The 22,942-nt window shown below is 53.5% G+C and carries 20 protein-coding genes; 12 read left to right on the top strand and 8 right to left on the bottom strand.

All coding sequences use genetic code 11. The features are described from left to right. A partial coding sequence (pta, locus tag B3P58_RS15545; protein ID WP_286718920.1) for a phosphate acetyltransferase occupies positions 1–1,920 on the top strand: 1,920 nt, incomplete at its 5' end. 3 nt (positions 1,921–1,923) lie between these two features. Further along, positions 1,924–2,808, top strand: a complete 885-nt coding sequence (locus tag B3P58_RS15540) for an acyltransferase (RefSeq protein ID WP_145469365.1) — start codon at positions 1,924–1,926, stop codon at positions 2,806–2,808. A gap of 55 nt (positions 2,809–2,863) precedes the next feature. Here the strand turns inward: B3P58_RS15540 and B3P58_RS15535 are convergent, their stop codons facing one another. Continuing rightward, positions 2,864–4,126: a GGDEF domain-containing protein gene (locus tag B3P58_RS15535; RefSeq protein ID WP_186435937.1), complete on the bottom strand. Its 1,263-nt coding sequence runs from the start codon at positions 4,124–4,126 to the stop codon at positions 2,864–2,866. 126 nt (positions 4,127–4,252) lie between these two features. Between B3P58_RS15535 and cysK the strand changes: the two genes are divergently transcribed. Both cysK and B3P58_RS15525 read left to right on the top strand, forming a co-directional pair. Next, entirely contained in the window at positions 4,253–5,200 is a 948-nt protein-coding gene (gene cysK, locus B3P58_RS15530) for a cysteine synthase A (RefSeq protein ID WP_225691676.1), read from the top strand. A 46-nt stretch (positions 5,201–5,246) separates the two neighbouring features. Beyond that, entirely contained in the window at positions 5,247–5,828 is a 582-nt protein-coding gene (locus tag B3P58_RS15525) for an alpha-ketoglutarate-dependent dioxygenase AlkB family protein (protein ID WP_286718916.1), read from the top strand. Here the strand turns inward: B3P58_RS15525 and B3P58_RS15520 are convergent. Beyond that, positions 5,825–6,841, bottom strand: a complete 1,017-nt coding sequence (locus tag B3P58_RS15520) for a hypothetical protein (protein ID WP_286718915.1) — start codon at positions 6,839–6,841, stop codon at positions 5,825–5,827. The genes B3P58_RS15525 and B3P58_RS15520 overlap by 4 nt on opposite strands. A 6-nt stretch (positions 6,842–6,847) precedes the next feature. After that, the gene (locus tag B3P58_RS15515) at positions 6,848–7,714 is read right to left on the bottom strand and encodes a cation diffusion facilitator family transporter (protein WP_225691673.1); all 867 of its coding nucleotides are present in this window, start codon (positions 7,712–7,714) and stop codon (positions 6,848–6,850) included. Between the two features lie 178 nt (positions 7,715–7,892). Here B3P58_RS15515 and B3P58_RS15510 point away from each other — a divergent pair, with 178 nt between their 5' ends. Continuing rightward, a complete protein-coding gene (locus tag B3P58_RS15510) occupies positions 7,893–8,750 on the top strand; it encodes a response regulator (RefSeq protein WP_230330687.1) in 858 nt (285 codons plus the stop codon). A gap of 151 nt (positions 8,751–8,901) precedes the next feature. Further along, on the top strand, positions 8,902–9,699 hold the full coding sequence (locus B3P58_RS15505; protein WP_145469358.1) for a tetratricopeptide repeat protein: 798 nt from the start codon (positions 8,902–8,904) through the stop codon (positions 9,697–9,699). A 63-nt stretch (positions 9,700–9,762) separates the two neighbouring features. Here B3P58_RS15505 and B3P58_RS15500 read toward each other — a convergent pair whose 3' ends face one another. Both B3P58_RS15500 and B3P58_RS15495 read right to left on the bottom strand, forming a co-directional pair. Then, on the bottom strand, positions 9,763–10,866 hold the full coding sequence (locus B3P58_RS15500) for a hypothetical protein (protein WP_145469357.1): 1,104 nt from the start codon (positions 10,864–10,866) through the stop codon (positions 9,763–9,765). Beyond that, entirely contained in the window at positions 10,863–12,038 is a 1,176-nt protein-coding gene (locus B3P58_RS15495; protein WP_145469356.1) for a 1-acyl-sn-glycerol-3-phosphate acyltransferase, read from the bottom strand. The genes B3P58_RS15500 and B3P58_RS15495 overlap by 4 nt, the downstream gene beginning before the upstream one ends. 154 nt (positions 12,039–12,192) lie before the next feature. Here B3P58_RS15495 and B3P58_RS15490 point away from each other — a divergent pair, with 154 nt between their 5' ends. Continuing rightward, positions 12,193–12,597: a hypothetical protein gene (locus tag B3P58_RS15490; protein WP_145469355.1), complete on the top strand. Its 405-nt coding sequence runs from the start codon at positions 12,193–12,195 to the stop codon at positions 12,595–12,597. Here the strand turns inward: B3P58_RS15490 and B3P58_RS15485 are convergent. Both B3P58_RS15485 and B3P58_RS15480 read right to left on the bottom strand, forming a co-directional pair. Further along, positions 12,579–14,630: a response regulator gene (locus B3P58_RS15485; RefSeq protein WP_286718911.1), complete on the bottom strand. Its 2,052-nt coding sequence runs from the start codon at positions 14,628–14,630 to the stop codon at positions 12,579–12,581. The genes B3P58_RS15490 and B3P58_RS15485 overlap by 19 nt on opposite strands. A gap of 47 nt (positions 14,631–14,677) precedes the next feature. Then, positions 14,678–15,220, bottom strand: a complete 543-nt coding sequence (locus B3P58_RS15480) for a helix-turn-helix domain-containing protein (protein WP_145469353.1) — start codon at positions 15,218–15,220, stop codon at positions 14,678–14,680. A gap of 193 nt (positions 15,221–15,413) precedes the next feature. Between B3P58_RS15480 and B3P58_RS15475 the strand changes: the two genes are divergently transcribed. The 4 genes from B3P58_RS15475 (at position 15,414) to B3P58_RS15460 (ending at position 21,372) form a co-directional block, all read left to right on the top strand. Further along, entirely contained in the window at positions 15,414–17,258 is a 1,845-nt protein-coding gene (locus tag B3P58_RS15475; RefSeq protein ID WP_225691670.1) for an EAL domain-containing response regulator, read from the top strand. A gap of 92 nt (positions 17,259–17,350) precedes the next feature. Further along, a complete protein-coding gene (locus tag B3P58_RS15470; protein WP_145469351.1) occupies positions 17,351–17,611 on the top strand; it encodes a hypothetical protein in 261 nt (86 codons plus the stop codon). 9 nt (positions 17,612–17,620) lie between these two features. Next, positions 17,621–20,467 carry an insulinase family protein gene (locus tag B3P58_RS15465; protein ID WP_286718907.1) on the top strand — a complete coding sequence of 949 codons (2,847 nt, stop codon included), beginning with the start codon at positions 17,621–17,623 and terminating at the stop codon, positions 20,465–20,467. A 134-nt stretch (positions 20,468–20,601) separates the two neighbouring features. Beyond that, on the top strand, positions 20,602–21,372 hold the full coding sequence (locus tag B3P58_RS15460) for an SDR family oxidoreductase (protein WP_286718905.1): 771 nt from the start codon (positions 20,602–20,604) through the stop codon (positions 21,370–21,372). Between the two features lie 63 nt (positions 21,373–21,435). Here the strand turns inward: B3P58_RS15460 and B3P58_RS15455 are convergent, their stop codons facing one another. Beyond that, positions 21,436–22,050, bottom strand: coding sequence for a flavin reductase family protein (locus B3P58_RS15455; RefSeq protein ID WP_286718903.1), 615 nt, complete (start codon positions 22,048–22,050; stop codon positions 21,436–21,438). Positions 22,051–22,208: 158 nt separating this feature from the next. Here B3P58_RS15455 and B3P58_RS15450 point away from each other — a divergent pair. Beyond that, positions 22,209–22,942, top strand: a 734-nt coding sequence (locus B3P58_RS15450) for a bile acid:sodium symporter family protein (RefSeq protein ID WP_286718901.1), incomplete at its 3' end; no start/stop codon positions are given.

The raw sequence follows: 22,942 nt of genomic DNA, 5'->3' as shown, positions 1-22,942 counted from the left end.
CTGAATCTGGTACAGCAACGTATCAGCGACGGCATGCTCGACCGTGTACTGGAAGATGTAATCGCCCTGCACGATGAAGTCAGCCGCGATTGCGATGTGGTACTGATCGAAGGCCTGGTGCCTGACCGCAGCGAACCCTACACCGCCAAACTCAACGCCGAGATGGCGAAAGCCCTGAATGCAGAAGTAATTCTGGTGGCCAGTGGCCGTAACCGCAGTCCCGCCCAGATACAATCGGAGCTGAAGCTGCAGGTTGGTATTTTTGGCGGCTCTCAGGCCAATCTGATGGGCTGCATTATCAACAAAGCAGGTAAAGCACCCGCTCAGCAGGTCATTCCCTCCGGCGAACTGATGTCTCAGGACGCAGGGGTCAGCCAACAGGAACAGGATGCTTTCTGGCAGCTCAGCATGAAGCAATGTCCGGTACTGGGCGTTATCCCCTGGAAAGCCGAACTGGTCAGCCCGCGCATACTCGATATTGCCCGTGCTCTGGATACTCAGACCCTGCACGAAGGCGAACCTGACCGGCGCGTACTGCGCATTGCCCTCTGTGCCCGCACACTGGGCAATATGGTGGATGTCCTGCGTCCAGGCACGCTGATCGTAACCCCAGGTGACCGCGACGATATTATTGTGGCTGCAGCCATGGCCGTCAGCAGCGGTATTCCGCTGGCCGGACTGCTGCTGACCAGCGGACTTCAACCCGGCGAACAGGTTATTAACCTCTGCCGTCCGGCACTGCAGACCGGTATTCCTGTACTGCAGACCCGCATGGATACCTTTACCACTGCCCAACAACTGACGCAGATGGATACTCACGTATCCATTGATGACGTTGACCGGGTACAACACATCATGACCACCGTTGCCGAGCACCTGAATATTCCGGTACTGATGGAACGTCTGGGCCAGCCCCATGCTTCACGCCTCAGCCCGGCGGCCTTCCGCTATCAGATTGTTGCCAAAGCGCGTGCCGCACAAAAGCGTATCGTACTGCCTGAAGGCGAAGAGCCACGAACCATTCAGGCGGCGGCAATCTGCCAGCAACGCGGTATCGCCCAGTGTGTGCTGCTCGGTGATCCGGAGCGTATCCACCAGATCGCCCAGGCCAATGAGGTTGAGCTGCCGGAAGGTCTGCAGATTATTGAACCGGCCAGCGTACGTGCCCGCTATGTACCCGGCATGGTCGAATTACGCAAACACAAGCAGCTGACCGAACCTATGGCGCTGGCGCAGCTGGAAGATAACGTGGTGCTCGGCACGATGATGCTGGCGCTGGATGAAGTGGATGGTCTGGTATCCGGCGCAATTCATACCACTGCCAACACCATCCGTCCGGCACTGCAGCTGATTAAGACAGCGCCCGGCGCCAAGCTGGTATCTTCCGTCTTTTTTATGGGACTGCCGGATCAGGTACTGGTTTACGGTGACTGTGCAGTCAACCCTGATCCGGATGCTGAGGAGCTGGCCGATATCGCCATGCAGAGTGCCGACTCTGCTATTGCTATGGGCATTCCCGCACGCATTGCCATGCTCAGCTACAGCACCGGTAAATCCGGCAGCGGCGCCGATGTGGAAAAAGTGCGCGCGGCCACCGAACTGGTACGCCAGCAGCGCCCTGAATTGCTGATTGACGGGCCCTTGCAGTACGATGCAGCTACCACGGCGAGTGTGGCGCGCAGTAAAGCGCCGGACAGCCCGGTCGCAGGGCAGGCAACCGTACTGGTATTCCCGGATCTGAATACGGGCAATACCACCTATAAAGCGGTACAGCGCAGCGCCAATGTCATCAGCATCGGACCAATGCTGCAGGGCCTGGCCAAGCCGGTAAACGATTTGTCCCGTGGCGCACTGATTGAAGATATTGTTTACACCATCGCTCTCACCGCGATTCAGTCACAACAAAATAAAGGAAAATAATAAATGCTTGCGGTTATTACCGGTGTTATTGCCAGCCTGTTGTTGTTTATCAACATCGTGTTCTGGTGCTCCCTGCTGTTTATCTTCACCTTTGTAAAAATCATTATTCCCGTGCCATTGGTACGCAAAGGCGTCACCGCGATTCTGACCGCCATTGCCAATGCCTGGGTCAGCTGTAACTCCGGCTGGATGATGCTGACACAGAAAATGAACTGGAATATTCAGCGGCCGGTAAGTCTGGATAAAAAGGGATGGTATTTCGTTATCAGCAACCATCAGAGCTGGGTAGATATTATCGTGCTGCAACATGCGCTGAACGGCCGCATTCCGTTGCTGAAGTTTTTTCTTAAGCAGGAACTGATCCGCGTTCCGGTAATGGGCGCGGCCTGGTGGGCACTGGATTTCCCGTTTATGAAACGCTACAGCAAAGCGTATCTGGAAAAGCATCCGGAAAAACGCGGACAGGATCTGGCGACAACCCGTAAAGCCTGTGCAAAATTCCGCGAAATGCCGACCAGCGTGATGAATTTTCTCGAAGGTACGCGCTTTACTCAGCGAAAACACGACGATCAGGACTCTCAGTTTCAGCATCTGCTCAAACCCAAAGCCGGTGGTATGGCCTTCGCCATGAATGCGATGGGTAACCAGTTCCGCTCAATTCTGGACGTAACCATTCACTATCCGGATGGAATTCCGACATTCTGGGACTTTTTACAGGGAAAGATGCAGCGTTGTACTGTGATTATTAACGAAAAGCCGATCCCGGAAGAATTGCTGGATGGTGACTACGAAAATGACGACACCTACCGCCTGCACTTCCAGCAATGGGTACAGCAGCTGTGGGAAGAAAAAGACCAGCAACTGAGCGCTCTGCATAACGCCAGCTGAGTGTACCTTGCTATGCCGGTTAAATAATCGCCGGTAAGGGAATCAGCAGACAGGCTCAGGCCGCAACCACCGAGTTGCGGCCCTGATCTTTAGCCTGATACAACATCCGGTCGGCGATACGCAACAAATCGTCACTGCTGTTTTCCGCCGTTGGAATCATACTTGCCACGCCTGCGCTGATGGTTGCCACAGAAAACTCTGAGGCTTCATGGCGGATACCAAGAGCAACAATACTTTCACGGATTTTTTCAGCCATATAAGCCGCTTCACCCAGCGCTGTATCCGGCAGAATAATAATAAATTCCTCTCCGCCATACCGGGCACAAAGATCACCAGGCCGCTGGCAGAATGAAGCCATATTACGGGCAATATCGTACAAGCAGCGATCACCCTGCTGATGGCCATAACGGTCGTTATAATCTTTGAAATTATCGATATCGATCATAATCAGGGCCAACGGCCGTTGCGCCCGCAGGCAGCGGCGCCATTCGCTGGCCAGACACTCTTCCAGATAACGGCGGTTGGCTATGCCGGTCAGGCTGTCAGTGGTCGACAGCAGATGCAGTCGCCGGGTCAGGTATTGCAAGCGCTCTGCTTCCAGCGCCAGTAAGCGGTTTTTCATATAATCGCTGCGCGCAGAAGACTCTATGGCATAAGCCAGATAAGCCCCCATACCGATCAACAACAGCCAGAACAGTACGAACAGTGGCATAAAAATATCAACGATGGCCCCCAGTTCAGCACTGAGTTCCGGTGCATCACTGATCAGCAGCATCATTACGTAACAGCTCAGCAGCGATACCGAAACAATCAGCATAGAACGGTAACTCAACCGCAGCGCCACCAGAGTAAATACCTGAATAGGTATCAGCCCGAGATGGTAAGCATATTTCAGGGCATCAGGAATCAGCTGAATAAAAAAGATAACCGACAGCCCCGCAATAAAAATTCCGCTGGCGGCAATGGTCATCATGTGAGTAGCAAAACGGGAGCGGGGAATCCACCACAGCAAAGCAAACATGGAAATCGTAATCAGCAGGCGACAGGCAAAAATCAGCCCGGCGTTATCCCCGCCCAGATAAAAGTCCGACCAGGTAAAGCCGAGGTAAAACAGCAGGCCAGCAATGATAATTTTCTGATCGATTTCCAGAAAACGCTGATTACGGAATTCCAGATAACGTTGTTCAAGGCGGCCAGGGAAGCGTAAATGATGACGGCCCTGTTCGAGGATGCCAGAGAGGATATTGATCTGCTCCTCTACTCGCTTTAAGGTGTCACTGTCTTGCTGACTGCTGATGTTTGGCACCGGTTCTCCCACACCCGCCTGCTGGTGTTGACAGAATCCACCAGAACACGGCAAAGCTGAAGTTATTTTTTGTGACATAAGACACGCTATCTCCATTTTAGACAATATCCTGACACGTCCATGTTCATGCGAGGTTCTATGAAGGTTTTTGAAGATATCAGCCAATCCATCGGAAATACGCCGCTGGTACGCATTCGCCATCTGACTGATCACCCGGCAATCTATGCCAAGCTGGAAAACCGTAATCCGGCGCATTCCGTTAAATGTCGCATTGGTGCCAATATGATCTGGCAGGCCGAGCAGGATGGGCTACTCAAACCGGGAATGGAAATCGTTGAGCCAACCAGTGGGAACACCGGTATCGCTCTGGCGTTTGTCGGAGCAGCCCGCGGCTACAAAATTACCCTCACCATGCCGGAAACCATGAGTATGGAACGCCGTAAGGTGATGATGGCTCTGGGCGCTAATCTGGTGCTCACCGAAGGCGCCAAGGGTATGAAAGGTGCAGTTGAGGCCGCAGAAAAACTGGTCGCCGAAGCACCGGAGCAGCGCATTATGCTGCAACAGTTCAATAACCCGGCCAACCCGGCCATCCACGAAAAAACCACAGGGCCGGAAATCTGGAATGATACCGATGGCCAGGTGGATGTTGTGGTTGCAGGTGTCGGCACCGGCGGTACCATCAGCGGCATCTCGCGCTTTATCAAACAACATAAAGCCATCACGTCGGTGGCGGTAGAGCCTTCAGCCTCTCCGATCATTACCCAGACACTGGCCGGCGAAGCCATCAGTCCCGGGCCTCATAAAATTCAGGGAATCGGTGCCAACTTTATTCCCGGCAACCTTGACCTGAGCATGATTGACCGTGTTGAGCAGGTTGATAATGACGCTGCCATGGCCATGGCCCATGAGCTGATGTCAAAAGAAGGCATTCTGGCCGGTATATCCTGTGGAGCAGCCATGGTGGCCGCACTGCGCCTGGCGCAGGAGGATGCCTTTAAAGACAAGAAAATCGTCGTTATTTTACCGGACTCCGGTGAACGCTATCTCACTTCACCATTGTTTGAAGGTTTCTTTGACAAGTAACCCAGCGGCACCCATATGGCGGCTCCGCACGGAGTCGCCTGACCTATTGCTCGACGGTTTGCTGCACTACCACCCCGCTCTGCTGGAGCCTGAACAGGCAAACGCTCTGTATCAGCAATTGCTGCATGAAATTCCCTGGCAACAGGGCCGCGTTTTTATTTACGGACGCGAGCACATTATTCCGCGTTTACAGGCCTGGCACGGCGATCCCGGCATCTGTTACACCTATTCCGGGAAAACCCTGCACGCAGATCCCTGGACACCAACACTGCAGATTCTTTGTCAGCAACTGAACCAGCTAACCGGATTACAGCTGAATGCCGTGCTGTGCAACCTGTACCGTGACGGTCAGGATTGTATGGGCTGGCATGCTGACGATGAGCAGGAATTGGGCGAAAATCCGCGGATTTTGTCACTCAGTCTGGGCGCAGAGCGGGATTTTGCCTTACGCCGTAAAGGCAGCAGCCGTCAATCAGGAATCCTGCCACTGGCCAGCGGCAGCCTGCTGGATATGCAACCCGGTATGCAGAGGCACTGGCAGCACAGCCTGCCCAAGCGCGCACGCATCCGGCAGCCACGCATCAACCTTACTTTCCGCACGATTTATCCGCTTGAGCCCGTGATTTAATCGCGGGCAATCACAGATTCCAGACGGAACATAATAACCGGGGTCGTGCCATAATCTTTGTCACGATGCCAGATAAATTCCGGTGCCACCTCAGCAAATACCCAATTGCTGTATACCTGACGGCGATAACGAACACCGGCATGATAGGAATAAAAAGTTGTATCAAATTCGCTGTCGCCACTGGCCCCGGCCACGAAACCCAGCGCCGCTTTACTGCTCAATTCATGATAGAGCCCGGCATCATACGAAAGCTTAAAATATTCATCATTCAGTTGATAACCGGCCTTGGCATTAATGCGGAATAACTTCTCCGTATTTAATGGATAATCCATCTGCAGACGGGTTTCCTCTCCCCAGCCATCGAGAGAGAAATAAAACAGTGTCTGTGTCGCTTTCAGTTCCCACTCGGATAAATAGGCATAACGCCGGGCGCGAAAACGCACAAAAGGATTAGGCGGAACGCCCCAGCGGATTCCGGCATCCACGTTGGTTTTCCATTGATCGGATTCGCGCACAATAAAACGCAGCGCCGCCGTGTAATTCACGTTTTCAACACTCTCTATCGGGTCCGCTTCGCGGTTATCTTCATCTTCCGAATCGAGCAGTAAATTCAGCCGTTCATTGGTATGCGGCAATACCAGTTTTACACTCAGGCCGAATTTATAATCCACCGGGTCGCCTAAAACCCGCCGGGTGTAAAACGACAGCTTGGCGCGGCTGCCCTTAACATCATCGTCCGTAATTTCTTCACTGAAAAAAGAGTCAACAAAGAACGTATCAATATTACCGGATAACCGGTTCAGATAACCGGCCAACCAGTCCTTTGAACGATCCAGCATCGCCGGATCAACCGTAGTCTGAGCGGTATAAGGAGGCTCTTCAGCAACAGGAACCGTTACGACCGGTGTGATCAGTTGCTCACTGTCACCTTGCAGAAAGGGTTCCGGACTGAGCGCCGATGCTGACACGGAAAGTGCCAGTCCCAGCAATACCAGCCATCCCCGCCAGATCATCTGCGTTCAGACCGGATCGTGGTGAATAATAATTTCGGCACGGGGAAAACGTTCCAGAATGCGTTTCTCAACGCGATCCCCGATAGCATGTGCGGACTTCAGCGGTTGCAACGCATCCAGCTCCAGATGAAATTGAATAAACTGCAGCGCCCCTGCTTGCCGTGTACGTAAATCATGAAACCCACGCACGCCTTCACAGCTGTTAATCAACGCTTTCAGCTCGGCCTCATCCTCATCCGGCATGGCCTGATCCATCAGCACCTGCAGCGCTTCTTTAACAATGCCGTACACGCTGTAAAACAACACACCGGCAATAGCCAGCGCCACAACCGGGTCAAACCAGTATTGCTGCCAGTAAGCTGCTATTAACGCCATAATAACCGCCACGTTGGTCAGAATATCACCGTAATAATGGGCAGAGTCGGCTTTAATCGCCAGCGATCCGGTCTGACGAAAAACCCAGCGCTGATACAGCACAAGGCCGATAGTGGCGAACATCGAAAACGTCATGACACCGATGCTCTCTCCCAAAGCGGTCAGCGGTTGGGGATTAAGCAGACGATCAAATACGTGTAATAACAGCACCACCGCCGAGCCCAGAATAAAGGCAGACTGAATCAGCGCGGCCAGACCTTCAGCTTTACTGTGCCCGAACGGATGATCATCATCCGCCGGCATCAGCGCATAACGTACGGCAAAAAAATTCACCAGTGATGCTGCAATATCCATTAAAGAATCGAGCATAGATGACAACACACTGGCGGAATCGCTGATAACCCAGGCGAAAACTTTAGCTAACAACAGGGTCACAGCGACCAGAACCGATGCGCTGGACGCACGTTTAATCAAGACAGCATGAGAAGTCACAGTCATTACAGATTCATTAACAGTAAACACAGGATTATGCCAGATTGGTCTGGGCAGATCAGACTTTTTAGCGCGAAAAGTGGTAATTTGCCACAAACTGAAACAGGATGGCGCCTGCGCCTATTGACCCATCAGAGGCATCTTGGTCTTATTATCGGCCGGACTGTCCAGAACGAGCCAAATCATGACCATAAAAAATGCTCTAGTCGTTGATGATTCCAAATCCGCCCGCATGATGCTGCAGCGCCTGCTGGGTAAAATTAATGTACAGGCCGATGCCGTCGACAGTGCCGAAGCGGCGCTCAGTTTTCTCGAAAGCCGCCAGCCTGACGTCATCTTTATGGATCATATGATGCCGGGCATGGATGGTCTGGAAGCAACCCAGCTGATTAAATCCAATCCCCGTACGGCTACCATTCCGACCATTATGTATACCTCCAAAGAGGGGCAGGAATATCAGGAAATGGCTTTGTCTCACGGAGCTCATGGTGTTCTGGCCAAGCCCGCCAGTCATGAAGCCGTGATGGCCGTCATTCAGTCTCTGGATGAGCCCGCCGCCAATGATGAGCAAAAATCTCAGCCCCCGGCCATTGCACTGGTTGAAATTGATAAGCTCGTACAAAAGCATCTGCGTAATGCTATTGCTGAAGCTAAAGCAGAAATCAGTGCCGGCCTGGATGCCACGACACAACAACTGCAAACCCACCAGACCCATCAACTGGATCTGATTCAGGCGCGCATGCATCAGCAACAGGAACGCTGGCAACTGGAAGTTAATAAGACACTGACAGAACAGGCGTTATTTCAGAAAACCCGGGTAATGAATCAGCGCCTCGCCGTTACGGTTGCCGACAAACTGGACAAGAAAAATGCTGACGACCTGATCGCCATCATGAAAACCAGCCAGACAGCACTGGAAGCAACACTCGCCACTACCCGCAGCGAATTACAGAAAGAGCTGCAAAAAACAGCAATCAAGGCTGCCACCGCTGGTGCAGTTATTGGTGCTCTGGCCGGAATTACCGCTGCCTTTTTCCTCTGATTACCATCTTGCAAAAGCCCGCCAGCCGGGCTTTTCATACCCTGGTCATAAATAACCAGTATATGGCCTGACTATACCTTTCCATTCCGAAGGGTGCTGATTACACTAGCCGCTCTCACCAGACTCTAAAAATATGATCAGGGATACGATAATGATCAAAGCCATACTGACAGCGGCAACGGTTGCCATACTGACCGGCTGTGCAGCAGCAACACCTCTGCTTATTGCTGAAGCAGGTGGCCACCAGGTGGCCCGCTACGATGAAAATATAAAAGTCCGTGCAGCAGCAGCGTTGCAGGAAGAGCCAGACCTGCTCACCTTTTCTGTACAGGCCATCAGCCGCGGCAAAACTGAACAGGCCGCCAGCACCTATATGAAAGGCTACAGCGATCCTGACTACAGCAGTAACATGAAATCGCTGGCGATTTATCAGGTGGCCTTACTCTACATGAACCGCTACAACGATCAGCGCGATGACCAGAAAGCACTGGCCTACCTTAAACAGCACCGGATTGAATTTCCTGACTCGCGTCTGAAAGAAAAAGTAATCAAGCGTATTCAGGTTATTGAAGCCCGCCAGAATGAACCGGTACAGCTATCGGCCACACAACTGCTGAAACAGGTTGATCGCAGTAAACTGCTGAAAACGGACAACACACCGTTTGACGCTGAACTCACTCCGATGAGCGAGCGGGCGATTACCGAAGCCCGGGTTGCCGATGCTGAAGCGGTTTATCTGATTCTCTACGATAACAAAGCTTCGTCAGCTGAAATGCGGGCCAAATCCCTGTACCAGCTGGGTCTGATCTATATGAGTCCATATAATCAGGCCGGCAATAATCAGAAAGCACTGGCCTACTTCCGTAAGATTGTGCAGGAATTCCCGCACGTATCTGTTGCTCCACGGGCCAACCAGCGCATCAGCGAACTGATTAACCGCCAGGATTAATGGTATTTACTGATAATAAAAAAGGCCCTGAATAAGGGCCTTTTTTATGGTTAAACCACCACGTCAGAATGACCAGGTAACATCCTTTTCATCTGCGACACACTCTTTGAAATCAGCCAGCACATCATCGTGACAAATAATTTCCTGCAACAGAATCTGCTCGCCATCGACATATCCTTTCAGCAATAACCACTGATCATCATCAATGTAGTTATCCAGATCAGCGCACAGCGAATTACTGCTGCAGTTCATATTCGCGGCGCCATCGTAACCGGTAATAACCCCCGCATTATTCGCCGCCAGCGCACTGCCACGCAGAATAAATTTAAACGGATAAGTACTGTTGGCTTTATCATCCGGGCTGCTGTCATTTTCCTTCAGTACCGCTTTACTGATGCTGCCGCCCGAGGACAGGGTTTTGACCACTTTCAGATCATATTGTTTACCCCAGACCGGAGTGAAATTACTGATATCACCAGAGAGCTGTAACAACGAGAAATCGTCAGAACTGTTTACCCGATACAGCAGACACATTGCAGCCTCAGCCAGACCACACTCTGACTGAAAGTGTGCCACCGTCCAGCTGACCGTGCTTTCTCCGGAACAATCGCTGGAAAAATCCTTTTCACTGGCACTGCACAACAGAGAGGTCAGGGTTACGGCACCGGCACTGGCTGTGAATTCCAGCTGCAAAGCATATTGCGCATCCACGGCACTTTTAATCTGCGCACAATAGCTGCCACAGGCAAAAGTAATTTCATCTCCCAGAGACCAGGTCGTGTCATTCTGGGGAGTGAGCACTCCGGCGCGACTGTACAGGGTTAAAGCGAAGGCTTCATCAGCAGGATTAACCGCCGTGGTAGTTTTTACCGCGCGGAATTCATAAGCGCTGTCTTTACCGCTGCTGTTAAAACTGGTGTTCACAGTAACGCTGTAGCGGTTGCCCCAGACAAAGCTGCTGAAGCCAGTAAACGGAAGATCGGCGGTTTTCCAGCTGTCGGTAGTTTTTTCACGCACCCGGAAGCACAGCTTGCTGTCATCCTTATCACACTGCACTTTGTAATAATCCACCAGCAGTGTTTCTTCCTTATCTGTCCACTCCCGCCCTAATTCCGGACAACCGGTCAGAGTCAGACAGGCCAGAGCCGGGATCCATAATGTTTTCATTCAATGCTTCCTGATTGCGGTTCACTTGTGCTTACCGCTGCCATTTTCTGTAATAACGGTGCGGCATAGGTCTGCAGAAGGCGTTTACGGACCGGACGGTCCAAGCCCTGCAAGCGCAGCAGCAGCTGTTCATGTGTTGCAGTGACCACATCACCACAGACAAGTTCGGTTGCCAGCGAAAATTCCTGCTGCAACAAATTCAGAGCCGATTGCTGCACCGGAAGGATCTCACACATTTGTTGCAACTGCAGGTCAATAGCAGCAGCCATCGTATCGGCCGAAACCAGTTCTTCAGTGTTCAGCGGCCGGCCAAAATCGACATAAATACGCCCCTTGGCCCCGGTCAGCCCCAGCAGGATGCTGCGCGTATCTTCATCATCGCTTTTTTCATAACGGCCGGTTTCTGCACGGGTAACCAGCTCCTGTGCTTTCTGTACATCACAGGGGTCCCATTCATACTGAATAGACACCGGCACCGGACACATGGCTGTCATCGTCGCGGTAAAATCCTCACCGCGCTCACGGCCATTAAGCGCCAGCATTTTAAGTACCGCAGTATCGGTTCTGTCGATGCCATCTTTGGCGCGCCCTTCGCGCTGGGCAATCCAGACGGAATGACCGCTCTCAAGCGAGCTGCGGATATAGGCAGATAGCTTTTGTAATTCACGCAGTTTTTCACGTTTATTGGCAATGCTGCGCTTAACCACAAAACTTTTGTTAAGACGCATAATATCGGCAACATCCGGGTGCCCCAGCAGATTATCGCCAATCGCAATCCGGCTGGTCGGCCAGCCGGCGTGATGCAGACTGTAATTAATCAGAGTCGGATCCATGGCAATGTCTTTGTGGTTGGAAATCCACAGATAGCTTTTGTCCGCCGATAAATGTTCCAGCCCCCGGACCACAATTTCATCGGTTGATTTTTCCAACAGCCCCGCAATCCACGGAGCCAGCCAACGCTGAAAGGCTTCAACGGTCTGAATATGTGCAGTACGACGGCGCAGATACCAGCCAGCCAGAGGCAACAATGCCTGTCTGAGCCAGGAAGGCAACGCGGGAAAACGATATTTAACCAATGCGTGCTGCAGAGTTCTGGCGTGAGTCAGACGCTGAATAACACGCCTGACTTCATCGTCATGATAAGGGCGGATATCGGAATATAGATCCTGCATGTAGTCTCACTGTTATCGGGGCAAAAATAAAACCAATCCACCCGCTGATCGTGGCTGGCACACCAGATCGCCAACCCATTGGCTTGTTAAGAATTCGGGCGGATTAGTATATCCTATCGTCCCCTGCTTAAGATAACGACCAAGGTTAAAGCAAATGATTGATGAATGGGTGCCATCGACCGAAGGTTCGGCCAAGATCAGCGCGTCAGAGTTACAACAATGTCTGGCAGTAACAGCGCTCATGGCCGGCGACAGCTCCCAGGCTGAGCAACAGCTGGGTGAAGATACCGTTAAAACGCTGCGTTCCCATATACAACTCACCGAGGAGCAGTGGCAGCCGGCTCTGGAAACCTTCAGTGCAGATGAGCTGTTTCAGCTGGCAACCTTTTTTACGCTGGCAGAAATGAAGTTCAGTGGCTGGCAGTGCGGCGCTAAGAACCCGGCAATCTGGATTTTCCGCACCCTGAAAAGGAATGGTCAGCTGCCGGAAAAAGACGCAATCCGTCATCTGAAGAGCCTGACCGATAACCGCTACATACCTTATGGCAGCGCACTCTGATCCGGATAGAGAAAACCACATAACGCCTGACGCAACTCCTCCAGGCGGATGGGTTTTGATAAATAACCATTCATCCCGGCTTGTTTACAGGCCGCTTTCTGTTCAGCCATAACATCCGCCGATAATGCAATAACAGGAATCTGCCGGCGTTGCGCCAGGCTGCGTATCTGCCTCGTTGCCTCCAGCCCATCCATAACCGGCATATGGCAATCCATCAGCACCAGATCGAACTCTTTTTGGCGGTACAGTTCAACCGCCTCCTGCCCATTAGCCGCAAGCGTGACCTCACAACCCAGCCGGACCAGCATCTGGGTAGCGACTTTCTGATTCACAATATTATCTTCGGCCAGCAGTACACGGATGCCCTGTAACTGCCCCGGGTCGGGTGAATGTTCCTGTAACTGACGGCCGAAGCGGGTAATCAATTGATGGTTATTGTTTTCATCAAACAAGCGCAACAAGAGCTGCTGTAAGTGCTCCTGGCTGATCGGCCAGTCCCAGAATGCATTAATCCCCTGTGCCAGCAAATCCGCTTCCGGCACCGGCACGTTGTCTGCAGCCGTTACCGCAAGGCGGGTGCCCCCCTCGCTCAGACTGGCGGTAACTCCGTCCCGATAAAGGCTAAACAAACGATAAGGCAGAACCAGAATATCGGGTCTGGCATCTTTCAGGGCATCAAGCAGATCTTCAGCAACAGAAAACTCTCTGACCGTTATACCCAGCCGGCGTACGACCGATACCAGTAATGCACGATTAATCCGGGCCTCATCACAGACCCAGAGCGTGCCGCTATGAATATTGGTATCCGGCTGATGCTGGCCTGATGGCAGATCACTGGCCGCAATCGTCAGATTGAGATCAAGCCAGAAGTTTGACCCCAGCCCGGGCGAGCTGATTACCCCGACCTTGCCATGCATCAGCGTCGCCAGACGACGGCAAATGCTTAAACCAAGCCCGGTACCACCGACCAGCGTTGACAGACGCCCATGCGCGACACTGTATTCATCAAACAACTGCAGAGCCCGGTCTGCGGCGATGCCAATACCGGAGTCCTCTACCGAGAAACGCAGCAACACCTGGCTGAACTGGCGCCGGACCACAACCAAGCGCAGCAGAACATGGCCCTGCTCGGTAAACTTCAGTGCATTAGTGAGGTAATTCATCAGAATCTGGCGGATTCTGATGGCATCACCAATGACATAGTGCGGTACCGAATCCTCTACAAAGAACTGCAAACTCAGGTTTTTTTCCCGCGCTCTGGCGCTCATCATGGCAATCAGGCTGTCGATCATTTCACGGATATTGAAACTTTCTTCTTCAATCGTGAGCTTATCGGCGTCAATTTTGGAAATATCGAGAATATCGTTAACGATAGTCAGCAGGTGTTCTGAAGATGATTGAATAATACGCACAAAGCCCATTTGCTCAGATGACAAAGGTGTTTGCTCAAGTAAGGAAACCATACCCAGCAGCCCGGTCATCGGCGTACGGATTTCATGGCTCATACTGGCCAGAAAGCGGCTTTTGGCCACATTCGCTTCTTCCGCCTGTTCTTTTTCTGCAGTCAGAATATCCCGCGCAAGCTTCTGCTCAGTAACATCGGTACTGATCACCAGCAAACTCTGCAAATCGCGGTATAAACTCAGCGGAATCAGCTGATTATGGAGATAGTTAATACGGCCCTGCGGATCGCGCAGAGTAATATCAAAGGATTGAGGGGAGTGGTTCCTGATCGCTGCTTCCAGGCTCTGCGTAAACCGGATAGCCTGATCCTGCGGCAGGAAATCGACCGATGATTTGCCGGCAACATCTTCCAGAGTAAAGCCATCAAACAGATGGTTAACATCCAGAATACGGCCTTCACGGTCAATTTCGGTGATAACGTCAGGCAGGTGTTGCCAGAGAATGCGGAAGCGCTGAGCCGAGGCAAGGTTTTCTTTTAACTCCCGCCGCAGACGCCAGCACCAGCTGGCCAGCCAGAGAACCAGTAAAACCAGCAGAAGCGTTAATCCCAGTAACGCAGAAAAAGTCATAGCTCCCTCTCCGGACAGGTCTCAGTCCTTTGTGACCCAGAGCTTCACTATGCAGCAGCGTCACCCGTCAGAAATGCCAACAGAGCTTGCTGATCTCTGGGCCACTGGTAGCTCAGCCAGCCATCCTTTGCCGGTTTCTCCGGTTCGTGGCGACTGATCAGCAGATACAGGGTTTCACGGGATTCACTGTCGCGCATAAGGCGGGCAACCGAATCCTGAGCAGCTGCAGAATTTACAGCAATGGCTCCCGGCTGATGTTCGGCAATCAGGAAACCAAACTGAATCGGGTCAGTGGTCACCAACGGCTCCCAGCCTGCACGCCGGACAAAAGAAGCCACATCGGCGGAAAAATCTTCTGCATCAGCCAATAACACCAGCGTTCTTACTCCCAGCGATAAATCACCGGGCACCGGCATATTATTATCCTGCAGAAACGTAATAAAACTGCTCACCGGAATACGGTTATCTCCGCGCCCCGGCAGCTTATAGGCATCCAGGTGACCGCGTTCAATCCAGCGAATAACGGTACGGAAATTCACGCCGCAGTATTTCGCCACTTCTCCGGTTGTTAAGGCCTGTTTTTCCCTCACAGCATTATCTCAAGTCAGCAACTACACTGGTTTCAGTATAGATAGCCTTTCGCCAATGCAAGGAGAAATGAGCAAATTGCGACATTCCCCTGCCTCACCCCGGGCAGAGCCATACATAAAGCAGAAGCAGGATGCTACAGTAGCTTGGGCTCAGGACAGACTCAGGCCATGTTAAACCGCCAGGAGAAAAAGAATGCAAAGGAACGTCTTACTCGTCGATGATGAGGCCGGCATTATTCAGGCCATCCGCCGTATGCTGCGTGCAGAGCCCTTTCATATCCACGAGGCCAGCAGTGGCGATGAAGCCCTTGCCATCCTGCAGCGCTATGACATTGAATTGCTGATCACCGATTACAAAATGCCGGGAATGGATGGCCTGACCCTGTGCCGGAAAGCACGTGAAATTTCTCCCGCCACCTATCGCCTGCTGCTGTCTGGCCAGGTTGATTACAGCGCCCTGCGCAGCGCCTGGCAGCAAGGCGATGTTCACCGTTTTGTCGCCAAACCCTGGGACAACCTGTTACTCGGTATCGATATCAAAGAAGGTCTGAAGCAGCACGATTTACTGAAAAACCTGCAACAGGTCAGTCAGGCGGTACAAACCGAACAGGCAATGCTGCTGACTGACAACAACTGGATTGTACGCATGGCCAGCCCGTTACTGTGCGAGGCCCTGCAATGTGAAGAAAGCGATCTGCTGGGTATTAATCTCTTTGCCCATGCGCTGTCCTCGATGCCCGTGACACTGGAAACCGACGTAACCCGTCAGGTAGAACAGCAGCAGACCTGGCTTGGCCACTTCAACCTTACCGGCCCACGGCAGCTGAACCTGCCAGCCTGGATGGCAATCACCCCGTTAGGCAGCCAGTACCGGTTGTGCTCCTGCAACTTTGTAACGTCCGACCAGTCTCCGCAACGCGATCTTAAAGACGAGCTGCAACGCTACTCCGGCGAGCACCACCTGCAACGCCTGCAACAGGCGGCAGACGATGCCCGTACCGAGCCACAGCTGATGGTGGTCGCGCTGCCAGAAGAAGTAAGCCATAAAGATCTGTCATCCATCTGCTACGAGCGCCTGCAAGCCGCAACAGATGACCTTTACGAGATTTACTCACCACAACCACATACCTTTCTGATTCTGCTGCCGGCGTCGGTATCTGCGGAACAGATTGAACGGCTGAGCCAGAATATTCAGCAGGATTTTAATGAGAGCGTCAGCTTTCAGGGACAACCAATTCTGCTGCAACCACAGATCAGCATCGAACAGAAACCCGCAGGCATCGCTCACTGGGATGACTGGCTGCGCCGCCGCCTGGGCCTGCCGGCGACCAGCGGAAAAGAACAACCGCGTACGACCACAACCACACCGGTTGCGGATCAACATCACGCCAGCAGCCAGTTCCGGGCTCTGCCGGTCTTTAACCAGCAGGGAACACTGACTGCACTGCAGGCTCCGGAAGCCAGTACCTACAATGAATCCGGCTGGGTTGCCTGGTTCAGAGCCATCGGCAATATCTGGCAGCAACACTTTGATCATGAACTGCACATTATTATGCCTGCAGCTGAGCAACCGCCAGCCAGTGTCAGGGCCTTTGTCAAAGCCCTTGCTGAAGCCCGTCAGCGGCTGCCCCTGCAATGCCATATCATCCTCGGCGAAGACTGCATTCTCAGCCAGGATGAAGCCGATCTTAACTGGCGTGACGAACTGCGCACCCAGCAGTGTCAGCTGTTTATTGCCAACTTCGGCCGCAGCTTCCTCAACTCCCGCCAGATACTGTCATTGCCGATTCAGGGCGTCAGTCTGGCTCCGGAATTCCTCATTCATATGCGCAACAGTAAGTCTCTGCCACAGAGCCGCCGTCTGCTGCAGCGCATTCACGATCATGAGCTGATCATTTACGCTCCCGGAATGGATAATACCGAAGCCCTGGCTTCGGCCCATCAGAGTAATGTCGACTGGTTATCCGGATCGGTATTATCGCGCGAGCTGAGCGCCGACCAGCTGCAATGGTTCTCGCCCAGCGCAGAACTGGGCTGAATGATGCAGAACTTTTCTGCAATCCCGTGTGGGTAGCGGGTTATTCAGAGGCTCCTTGGGTTATGATAGGCTCCTGTTAAAAGGAGCCCGTTGTGAATAAAGATCAAGCCTACCACCAGATTGCCCTCGCCTGCCTGAAAGCCCTGCGTACCCCAGCCGGTGCCAGCGCCGAAGACCCGGTCAAAGAGCTGTATTCTGTTATCGATAACGCCTTCGAAAGTCAGTTTGCCCTGTTGGTTGCGGAACTCGAAGACAGCAAGCACCGTCTCAACCAGATTCAACAGCTGGATCCGCAACGCCATACTCTGGCGGATGCGCAGGCCATCATTCATTACAACGGAACTGCACACTAGGGAGCAGGCATGTTATCGCCACGTTATTGGACGTTTTTATTCATCGTACTGGGCGCAATCGTATTTTCTATGATTAAGTTTTCCGCCGGACCCGAACTGATCGTCAGCCCGGCTGACACTTTTAATTACCGTTATCTGACTCTGGATAACGGTATGAAAGTGCTGCTGGTCAATACCCCCAATGCCGACAAAGCCGCTGCCGCCGTCAGCGTCGATGCCGGCAGTGGCGATGACCCCAAAGGCCGTGAAGGCCTGGCTCACTTCCTTGAGCACATGCTGTTCCTCGGTACCGAGCCTTACCCGGAAGCCGGTGAATATCAGGCTTATATCAGCCGTCATGGCGGCAGCCATAACGCCTTTACTGCCCACAGCCAGACCACGTATTTTTTCGATATCGATAACAAAGCCTTAAGCGGTGCACTGGATCGTTTCGCGCCGTTTTTTATCTCGCCAACCTTCGATGAAGCCTACGTTGAGCGTGAGAAAAACGCCGTTCATGCCGAATACAGCTCTAAACTGAAAGACGATTTCCGCCGTATTTATTCCGCCGAAAAACAGGCGATGAATCCGGATCACCCATACGCATCCTTTGCCACCGGTAATCTCGATACCCTGTCCGACCGTCCTGACAGCAAAACCCGCGACGAGTTACTGGCCTTCTACAACAGCCACTACTCTGCCGATCGCATGACTCTGGTACTGGCTGGTAAATACGAGCTGGATCAGCTGGAAGCCTGGGCAAAAAGTCATTTTTCTGCAGTGCCAAAGCGTCAGACCGTAGCTCATGTTGCTAATCCGCCCCTGTTTATTCAGGGCCAGTTGCCACTGGATATGAACATTGAGCCGGTGAAAGAAATCCGCCGCCTGCAGTTCACCTTCCCGATGCCGGAAACCCAGTCGCTGTATGCCTATAAACCGGTACAGATTCTGTCAAACCTGATCGGCCACGAAGGTGAAGGCAGCCTGCTGGCGTTCCTGAAAGAGAAAGGCTGGGCCGAAGGTCTGAGCGCCGGTCGCTCACTCAGCACTCAGGACGAAACCACACTGGTGGTGCAGATTCAGCTGACCAAACTGGGCCTGCTGTATACCGAAAACATTACCCAGGCGCTGATGCATTACATCGACCTGCTGAAGCAACAGCCGCTGCCGCAATACCTGCTTACCGAGCAGCAGCAACTGAGCGACCTGTCATTCCGCTTCCAGGAACAGAGCCGCATCAGTGATTACGTGTTACGCCTGAGCAGCAACATGCTGGTGTATCCGGCTGAAGACATTATCTACGGCGATTACCGCTGGCAGCCAATCAGCCAGCAACAGCTGCAGCCTTATCTGGATGCGTTATCCGCCAGTAACATGCTGCGCACCCTGATCGCCCCACAGATAGCCACCGAAACCATCGACCCATGGTACGGCACCGCGATCCGTATCCGCCCCGGCGATTACCGCGCCGATGCGGTGACCACTGAGGGTCTGGCAAGCCTGACCCTGCCGGCACCGAATCCGTTTATTCCGACCGACTTTACCCTGCACGCAGACAGCACCCAGGCGACTCCAGAAAAACTGATCAGCGAACCCGGCCGTCTGCTGTGGTATTACCCGGAGCATGAATTCGCCATGCCGAAAGCCCGGGTGATGGTGCAGCTGCAACAGGCCAGCGTACAGAATTCCGCGCGTCAGCGGGTACTGGCGCAGCTGTACAGCCGCACCGTTAACGAAGCGCTGAACACCTACAGCTATCCGGCCTATCTGGCCGGTCTGAATTACAGCCTCAATGCCTCCGGCCGAGGCCTGGAACTGGCGCTGGGTGGTTATCAGCACAAGCTGCCGGAACTGCTGAAGCGCGTTCTCAGCGAAATGAACAGCATCAACCTGAGTGAAGAAGACTTCGGCCGTTACAAAGCCTCGCTGCAGCGCACTCTGGAAAATCAACTGAAGAACAAGCCGTTTGAACGTGAACTGGCGGTGCTGAAAAACTGGCTGTACGAACCAAGCTTCGATCAGGCCGATCTGCTGCAGGCCTTGGCCGCAGTCAGCCGTGAAGACGTTATGCAATACGCCACCACCTTCAAGAACGAACTGGCCGTGCAGATGTATGTTCATGGTCAGCTGAGCAAAGCTCAGGCACAGGAGCTGGCCGCCATTGTTGACGCTCAGTATCCGGCCAAAGCCGCTCAGGTCGCTCTGCCACAACTGCTGCAGATTCCGGCCGGCCAGTACCAGAAAAACCTGACACTGGATCACCAGGACACCGCCATCGTGCTCTACGTGCAGGGCCAGGAAGGCAGCGACCGCAACCGTGCACGCTACGCCCTGCTGGGTCAGATTCTCAGTGCGCCTTACTACCAGACCATGCGCACCGAACAGCAGCTGGGTTATATCGTGTTTGCCACGCCATTCCCGCAGCAAACCATTCCGGGCCTGGCCTTTATCGTGCAGTCACCGGAAGCGTCCCCACAGGCAATTCTCGACAGCAGCCTGAGCTTTTTCAGCAACTTCGAACAGCAGCTGGGCAGCATGTCGGAGGAAGAATTTAACTCCTACCGTCAGGGCCTGAGCACTCTGCTGCTGGAAAAACCGAAAAATATGGCGGAAAAAGTCGCCCGCTTCTGGCGTGATATTGAAGTGCAGCGCTACAGCTTCGACACCAACGAAGCCATCGCCGCCGAGGTGAAAACCCTGAGCCAGGACGAAGTCCGTGCTCTCTACCAGAATGCCATTCTGGAACGTGGCAAGCCCTGGCTGCTACTGACCCAGGGCGGCGCAGTACAGGACTGGCCAGCGCTCGACAGCCTGCAACGCGAACAGCTGTCACGCTTTACGCTGCAGCCTGCCGGTCTGGCAGACAGCGCTCAGTAAGCCTTTACTGATTTAAAAGCCCGCCATGATCTGTGACATTGCGGGCTTTTTTATGTCTGGCGTACTTTACCCTTTACCTGTCAGACGATAATCGCGAGTCTGACGCTCTGGTTCTTTTTACTGAGTAAAGCCACATGATGAAAAATGCCTTTATCACCGGTGCAGCCTCCGGCATTGGCCGCGCCACAGCCGAAACCCTGTACGCTCAGGGCTGGAGTCTGGGTCTGGCGGATATTAACGAACAGGCATTAAAGGAAATGACTCTGGGCTGGGATGAGCAGCGCGTACGCTGCTACGCCCTCGATGTTACTAATCCCGGGCAGTGTGCTGCGGTGATCGGTGAATTTGCCGCACAGCATGACAAACAGCTGCGCCTGCTGTTCAACTCCGCCGGTATTCTGCAGATTGACCGTTTTGAAGACGTCAGCAGCCAGCGCCACCAGCAGATTTTCGATATTAATGTGATGGGCACTATCCACTGCTGTCAGGCCGCCTTCCCCTACCTGCGTCATACCAGCGGCGCTCAGGTGATCAACATGAGTTCCGCCTCGGCGACCTATGGCATTCCGCGGCTGGCCAGTTATTCCGCCTCCAAATTTGCCATCAGCGGCCTGACCGAAGCCCTGGAGCTGGAATGGGAAGAGTACGGCATCCGTGTCTGCGATGTGATGCCGCCTTTTGTCAGCACACCGATGCTGAATGAACAGGCCTCCGGCGCCCCGGTTCTGGATAAACTCGGTGTGCATCTGAACGCCGAAGATGTCGCGCGAACCATTCTGCAGCAGATAGAACAGCCTAAGACCCACCGCGCCGTCAGTCTGCAATTTGCCCTGACCTACGCCGCCAGCCAGCTGCTGCCACGGGCGGTTACCCGCGCCATTATCCGCTTTCTGAATAAAGGCTGAGTCGCCGCTGCGCCCGGAATTTCCGGGCGTTTTTTATTACGACGCTGTTTTGTGCCAGCGTATTTATTCCGGCCGCGGCAGATTAAACAACTCACCCAGCGCGGCATATTCACTGCCGCCCAGACGCGCCAGCGGGTTCAGCTCCGCAGCCCCGACCTGCAGGCGCGGCTCTTTGCTGAGAACAATATCGTCCGCCAGATACGCCGCCTCGGCCTGTAAAAACAGCACATGCTGCCCACCCGGTCCGACATCCACCTGCTGTTGCAGAGTACAGGCAAAAGCAACCGGCGCCTGGCTGAGGCGCGGCAGGGCTGATCCGGAAAAAGCTTCCAGCGCCAGAGCAGAACGCTCGACCTCACTGTCGCCATAGGCAAGCGTTGCCGAGCTGGCGTTCAGTGCCTGTAATTGTTCAACCGATGCGATGTGCAGCACACAACGGCCATCACGGGCCAGATTGGTAAAGGTATCTTTTTCGTCGCCGCCGGGCTTTTTACCCACAGAAACCACAAAGGTAGGCGGGTTGGCACAGACCGGCGCGAAGAACGAAAACGGCGCCAGGTTATAGGATGAGCCATCGTCATTTGCGCTCAGAATCCAGGCGATCGGCCGCGGCAGAACGGTCTGAATCAGCAGGTGATAACTCTCAACAGGGTTAAGGTCGGCAAAACGTAATTCCATGATGACTCCGTTATTGATCGGATTTACAACCGGGTGAATTATTCCCGCCAGCGGCGTGAAATACCAGACAACGGATAAGCACTGACGATACACCAACGCTCAGCACTGCGCCGCAGGCGTCACTGAGGTAACATAGCGCTCTGCTTCCGGAGGCTCCTATGTTTTCTGTTAACCGTTATTTCCCCCTGCTGGCCATCGCCGTCAGCGCCCTCGCCTGGTATGAACCGCAGCCATTGCTGGGGCTGAAAGACGCCATTGTGCCGCTGCTGACCATCGTTATGTTCTGTATGGGCCTGACCCTGCGCTGGGCGGATTTTCGCCGCGTCTGGAATAAACCACAGCCTATCGCTCTGGGAGTGTTGCTGCAGTTTACCTTAATGCCATTGATCGCCTGGCTGTTGGTACAGCTGCTGCAACTGCCGCCAGAGCTGGCGATTGGCCTGATCATTGTCGGCGCCTGTGCCGGCGGCACCGCCTCCAACGTGATGACCTATCTGGCCGGCGGCGATGTGGCGCTGTCGGTCAGCATGACGCTGATCTCCACCCTGTGGGGCGTGGTGCTGACGCCATGGCTGGTTGCCTTTTATTTGTCCGCTGAAATTGCCGTGGATACCCAGGCGATGATCATCAGCATCGCTCAGATTGTCTTACTGCCGATTGCCGGTGGCCTGTTGTGTAACCGCTTTCTTCCCCAGGTCGGACGCAGCCTGAACAGCCACCTGCCGGATATTGCCAGTGCCTTTATTCTCGCCATTATTGCCATCATCGTTGCCCTGAATGCTGACGAGATTGCCACCATGGGAGCACTCGCCGTTGTGGCGGTGATGCTGCATAACCTGCTGGGTCTGGCCGCGGCATATGGCATCGCGCGCTGGAATGGTCATACCGAAGT

Source organism: Thalassolituus sp. UBA2009, assembly GCF_002335285.1.
Lineage (GTDB): Bacteria > Pseudomonadota > Gammaproteobacteria > Pseudomonadales > Oceanobacteraceae > Venatoribacter > Venatoribacter alkanivorans.
Note: the sequence above shows the minus strand (reverse complement) of the source record. Positions and strands in the feature narration are given on the sequence as shown.

Excerpts from the sequence above, each read along its gene's own strand:
- B3P58_RS15540 (WP_145469365.1), top strand. The coding sequence starts at position 1,924 with ATGCTTGCGGTTATTACCGGTGTTATTGCCAGCCTGTTGTTGTTTATC.
- B3P58_RS15500 (WP_145469357.1), bottom strand. The coding sequence starts at position 10,866 with ATGAAAACATTATGGATCCCGGCTCTGGCCTGTCTGACTCTGACCGGT.
- B3P58_RS15485 (WP_286718911.1), bottom strand. The coding sequence starts at position 14,630 with ATGACTTTTTCTGCGTTACTGGGATTAACGCTTCTGCTGGTTTTACTG.
- B3P58_RS15510 (WP_230330687.1), top strand. The coding sequence starts at position 7,893 with ATGACCATAAAAAATGCTCTAGTCGTTGATGATTCCAAATCCGCCCGC.
- cysK (WP_225691676.1), top strand. The coding sequence starts at position 4,253 with ATGAAGGTTTTTGAAGATATCAGCCAATCCATCGGAAATACGCCGCTG.
- B3P58_RS15490 (WP_145469355.1), top strand. The coding sequence starts at position 12,193 with ATGATTGATGAATGGGTGCCATCGACCGAAGGTTCGGCCAAGATCAGC.
- B3P58_RS15495 (WP_145469356.1), bottom strand. The coding sequence starts at position 12,038 with ATGCAGGATCTATATTCCGATATCCGCCCTTATCATGACGATGAAGTC.
- B3P58_RS15475 (WP_225691670.1), top strand. The coding sequence starts at position 15,414 with ATGCAAAGGAACGTCTTACTCGTCGATGATGAGGCCGGCATTATTCAG.
- B3P58_RS15460 (WP_286718905.1), top strand. The coding sequence starts at position 20,602 with ATGATGAAAAATGCCTTTATCACCGGTGCAGCCTCCGGCATTGGCCGC.
- B3P58_RS15465 (WP_286718907.1), top strand. The coding sequence starts at position 17,621 with ATGTTATCGCCACGTTATTGGACGTTTTTATTCATCGTACTGGGCGCA.
- B3P58_RS15505 (WP_145469358.1), top strand. The coding sequence starts at position 8,902 with ATGATCAAAGCCATACTGACAGCGGCAACGGTTGCCATACTGACCGGC.
- B3P58_RS15515 (WP_225691673.1), bottom strand. The coding sequence starts at position 7,714 with ATGACTGTGACTTCTCATGCTGTCTTGATTAAACGTGCGTCCAGCGCA.
- B3P58_RS15455 (WP_286718903.1), bottom strand. The coding sequence starts at position 22,050 with ATGGAATTACGTTTTGCCGACCTTAACCCTGTTGAGAGTTATCACCTG.
- B3P58_RS15520 (WP_286718915.1), bottom strand. The coding sequence starts at position 6,841 with ATGATCTGGCGGGGATGGCTGGTATTGCTGGGACTGGCACTTTCCGTG.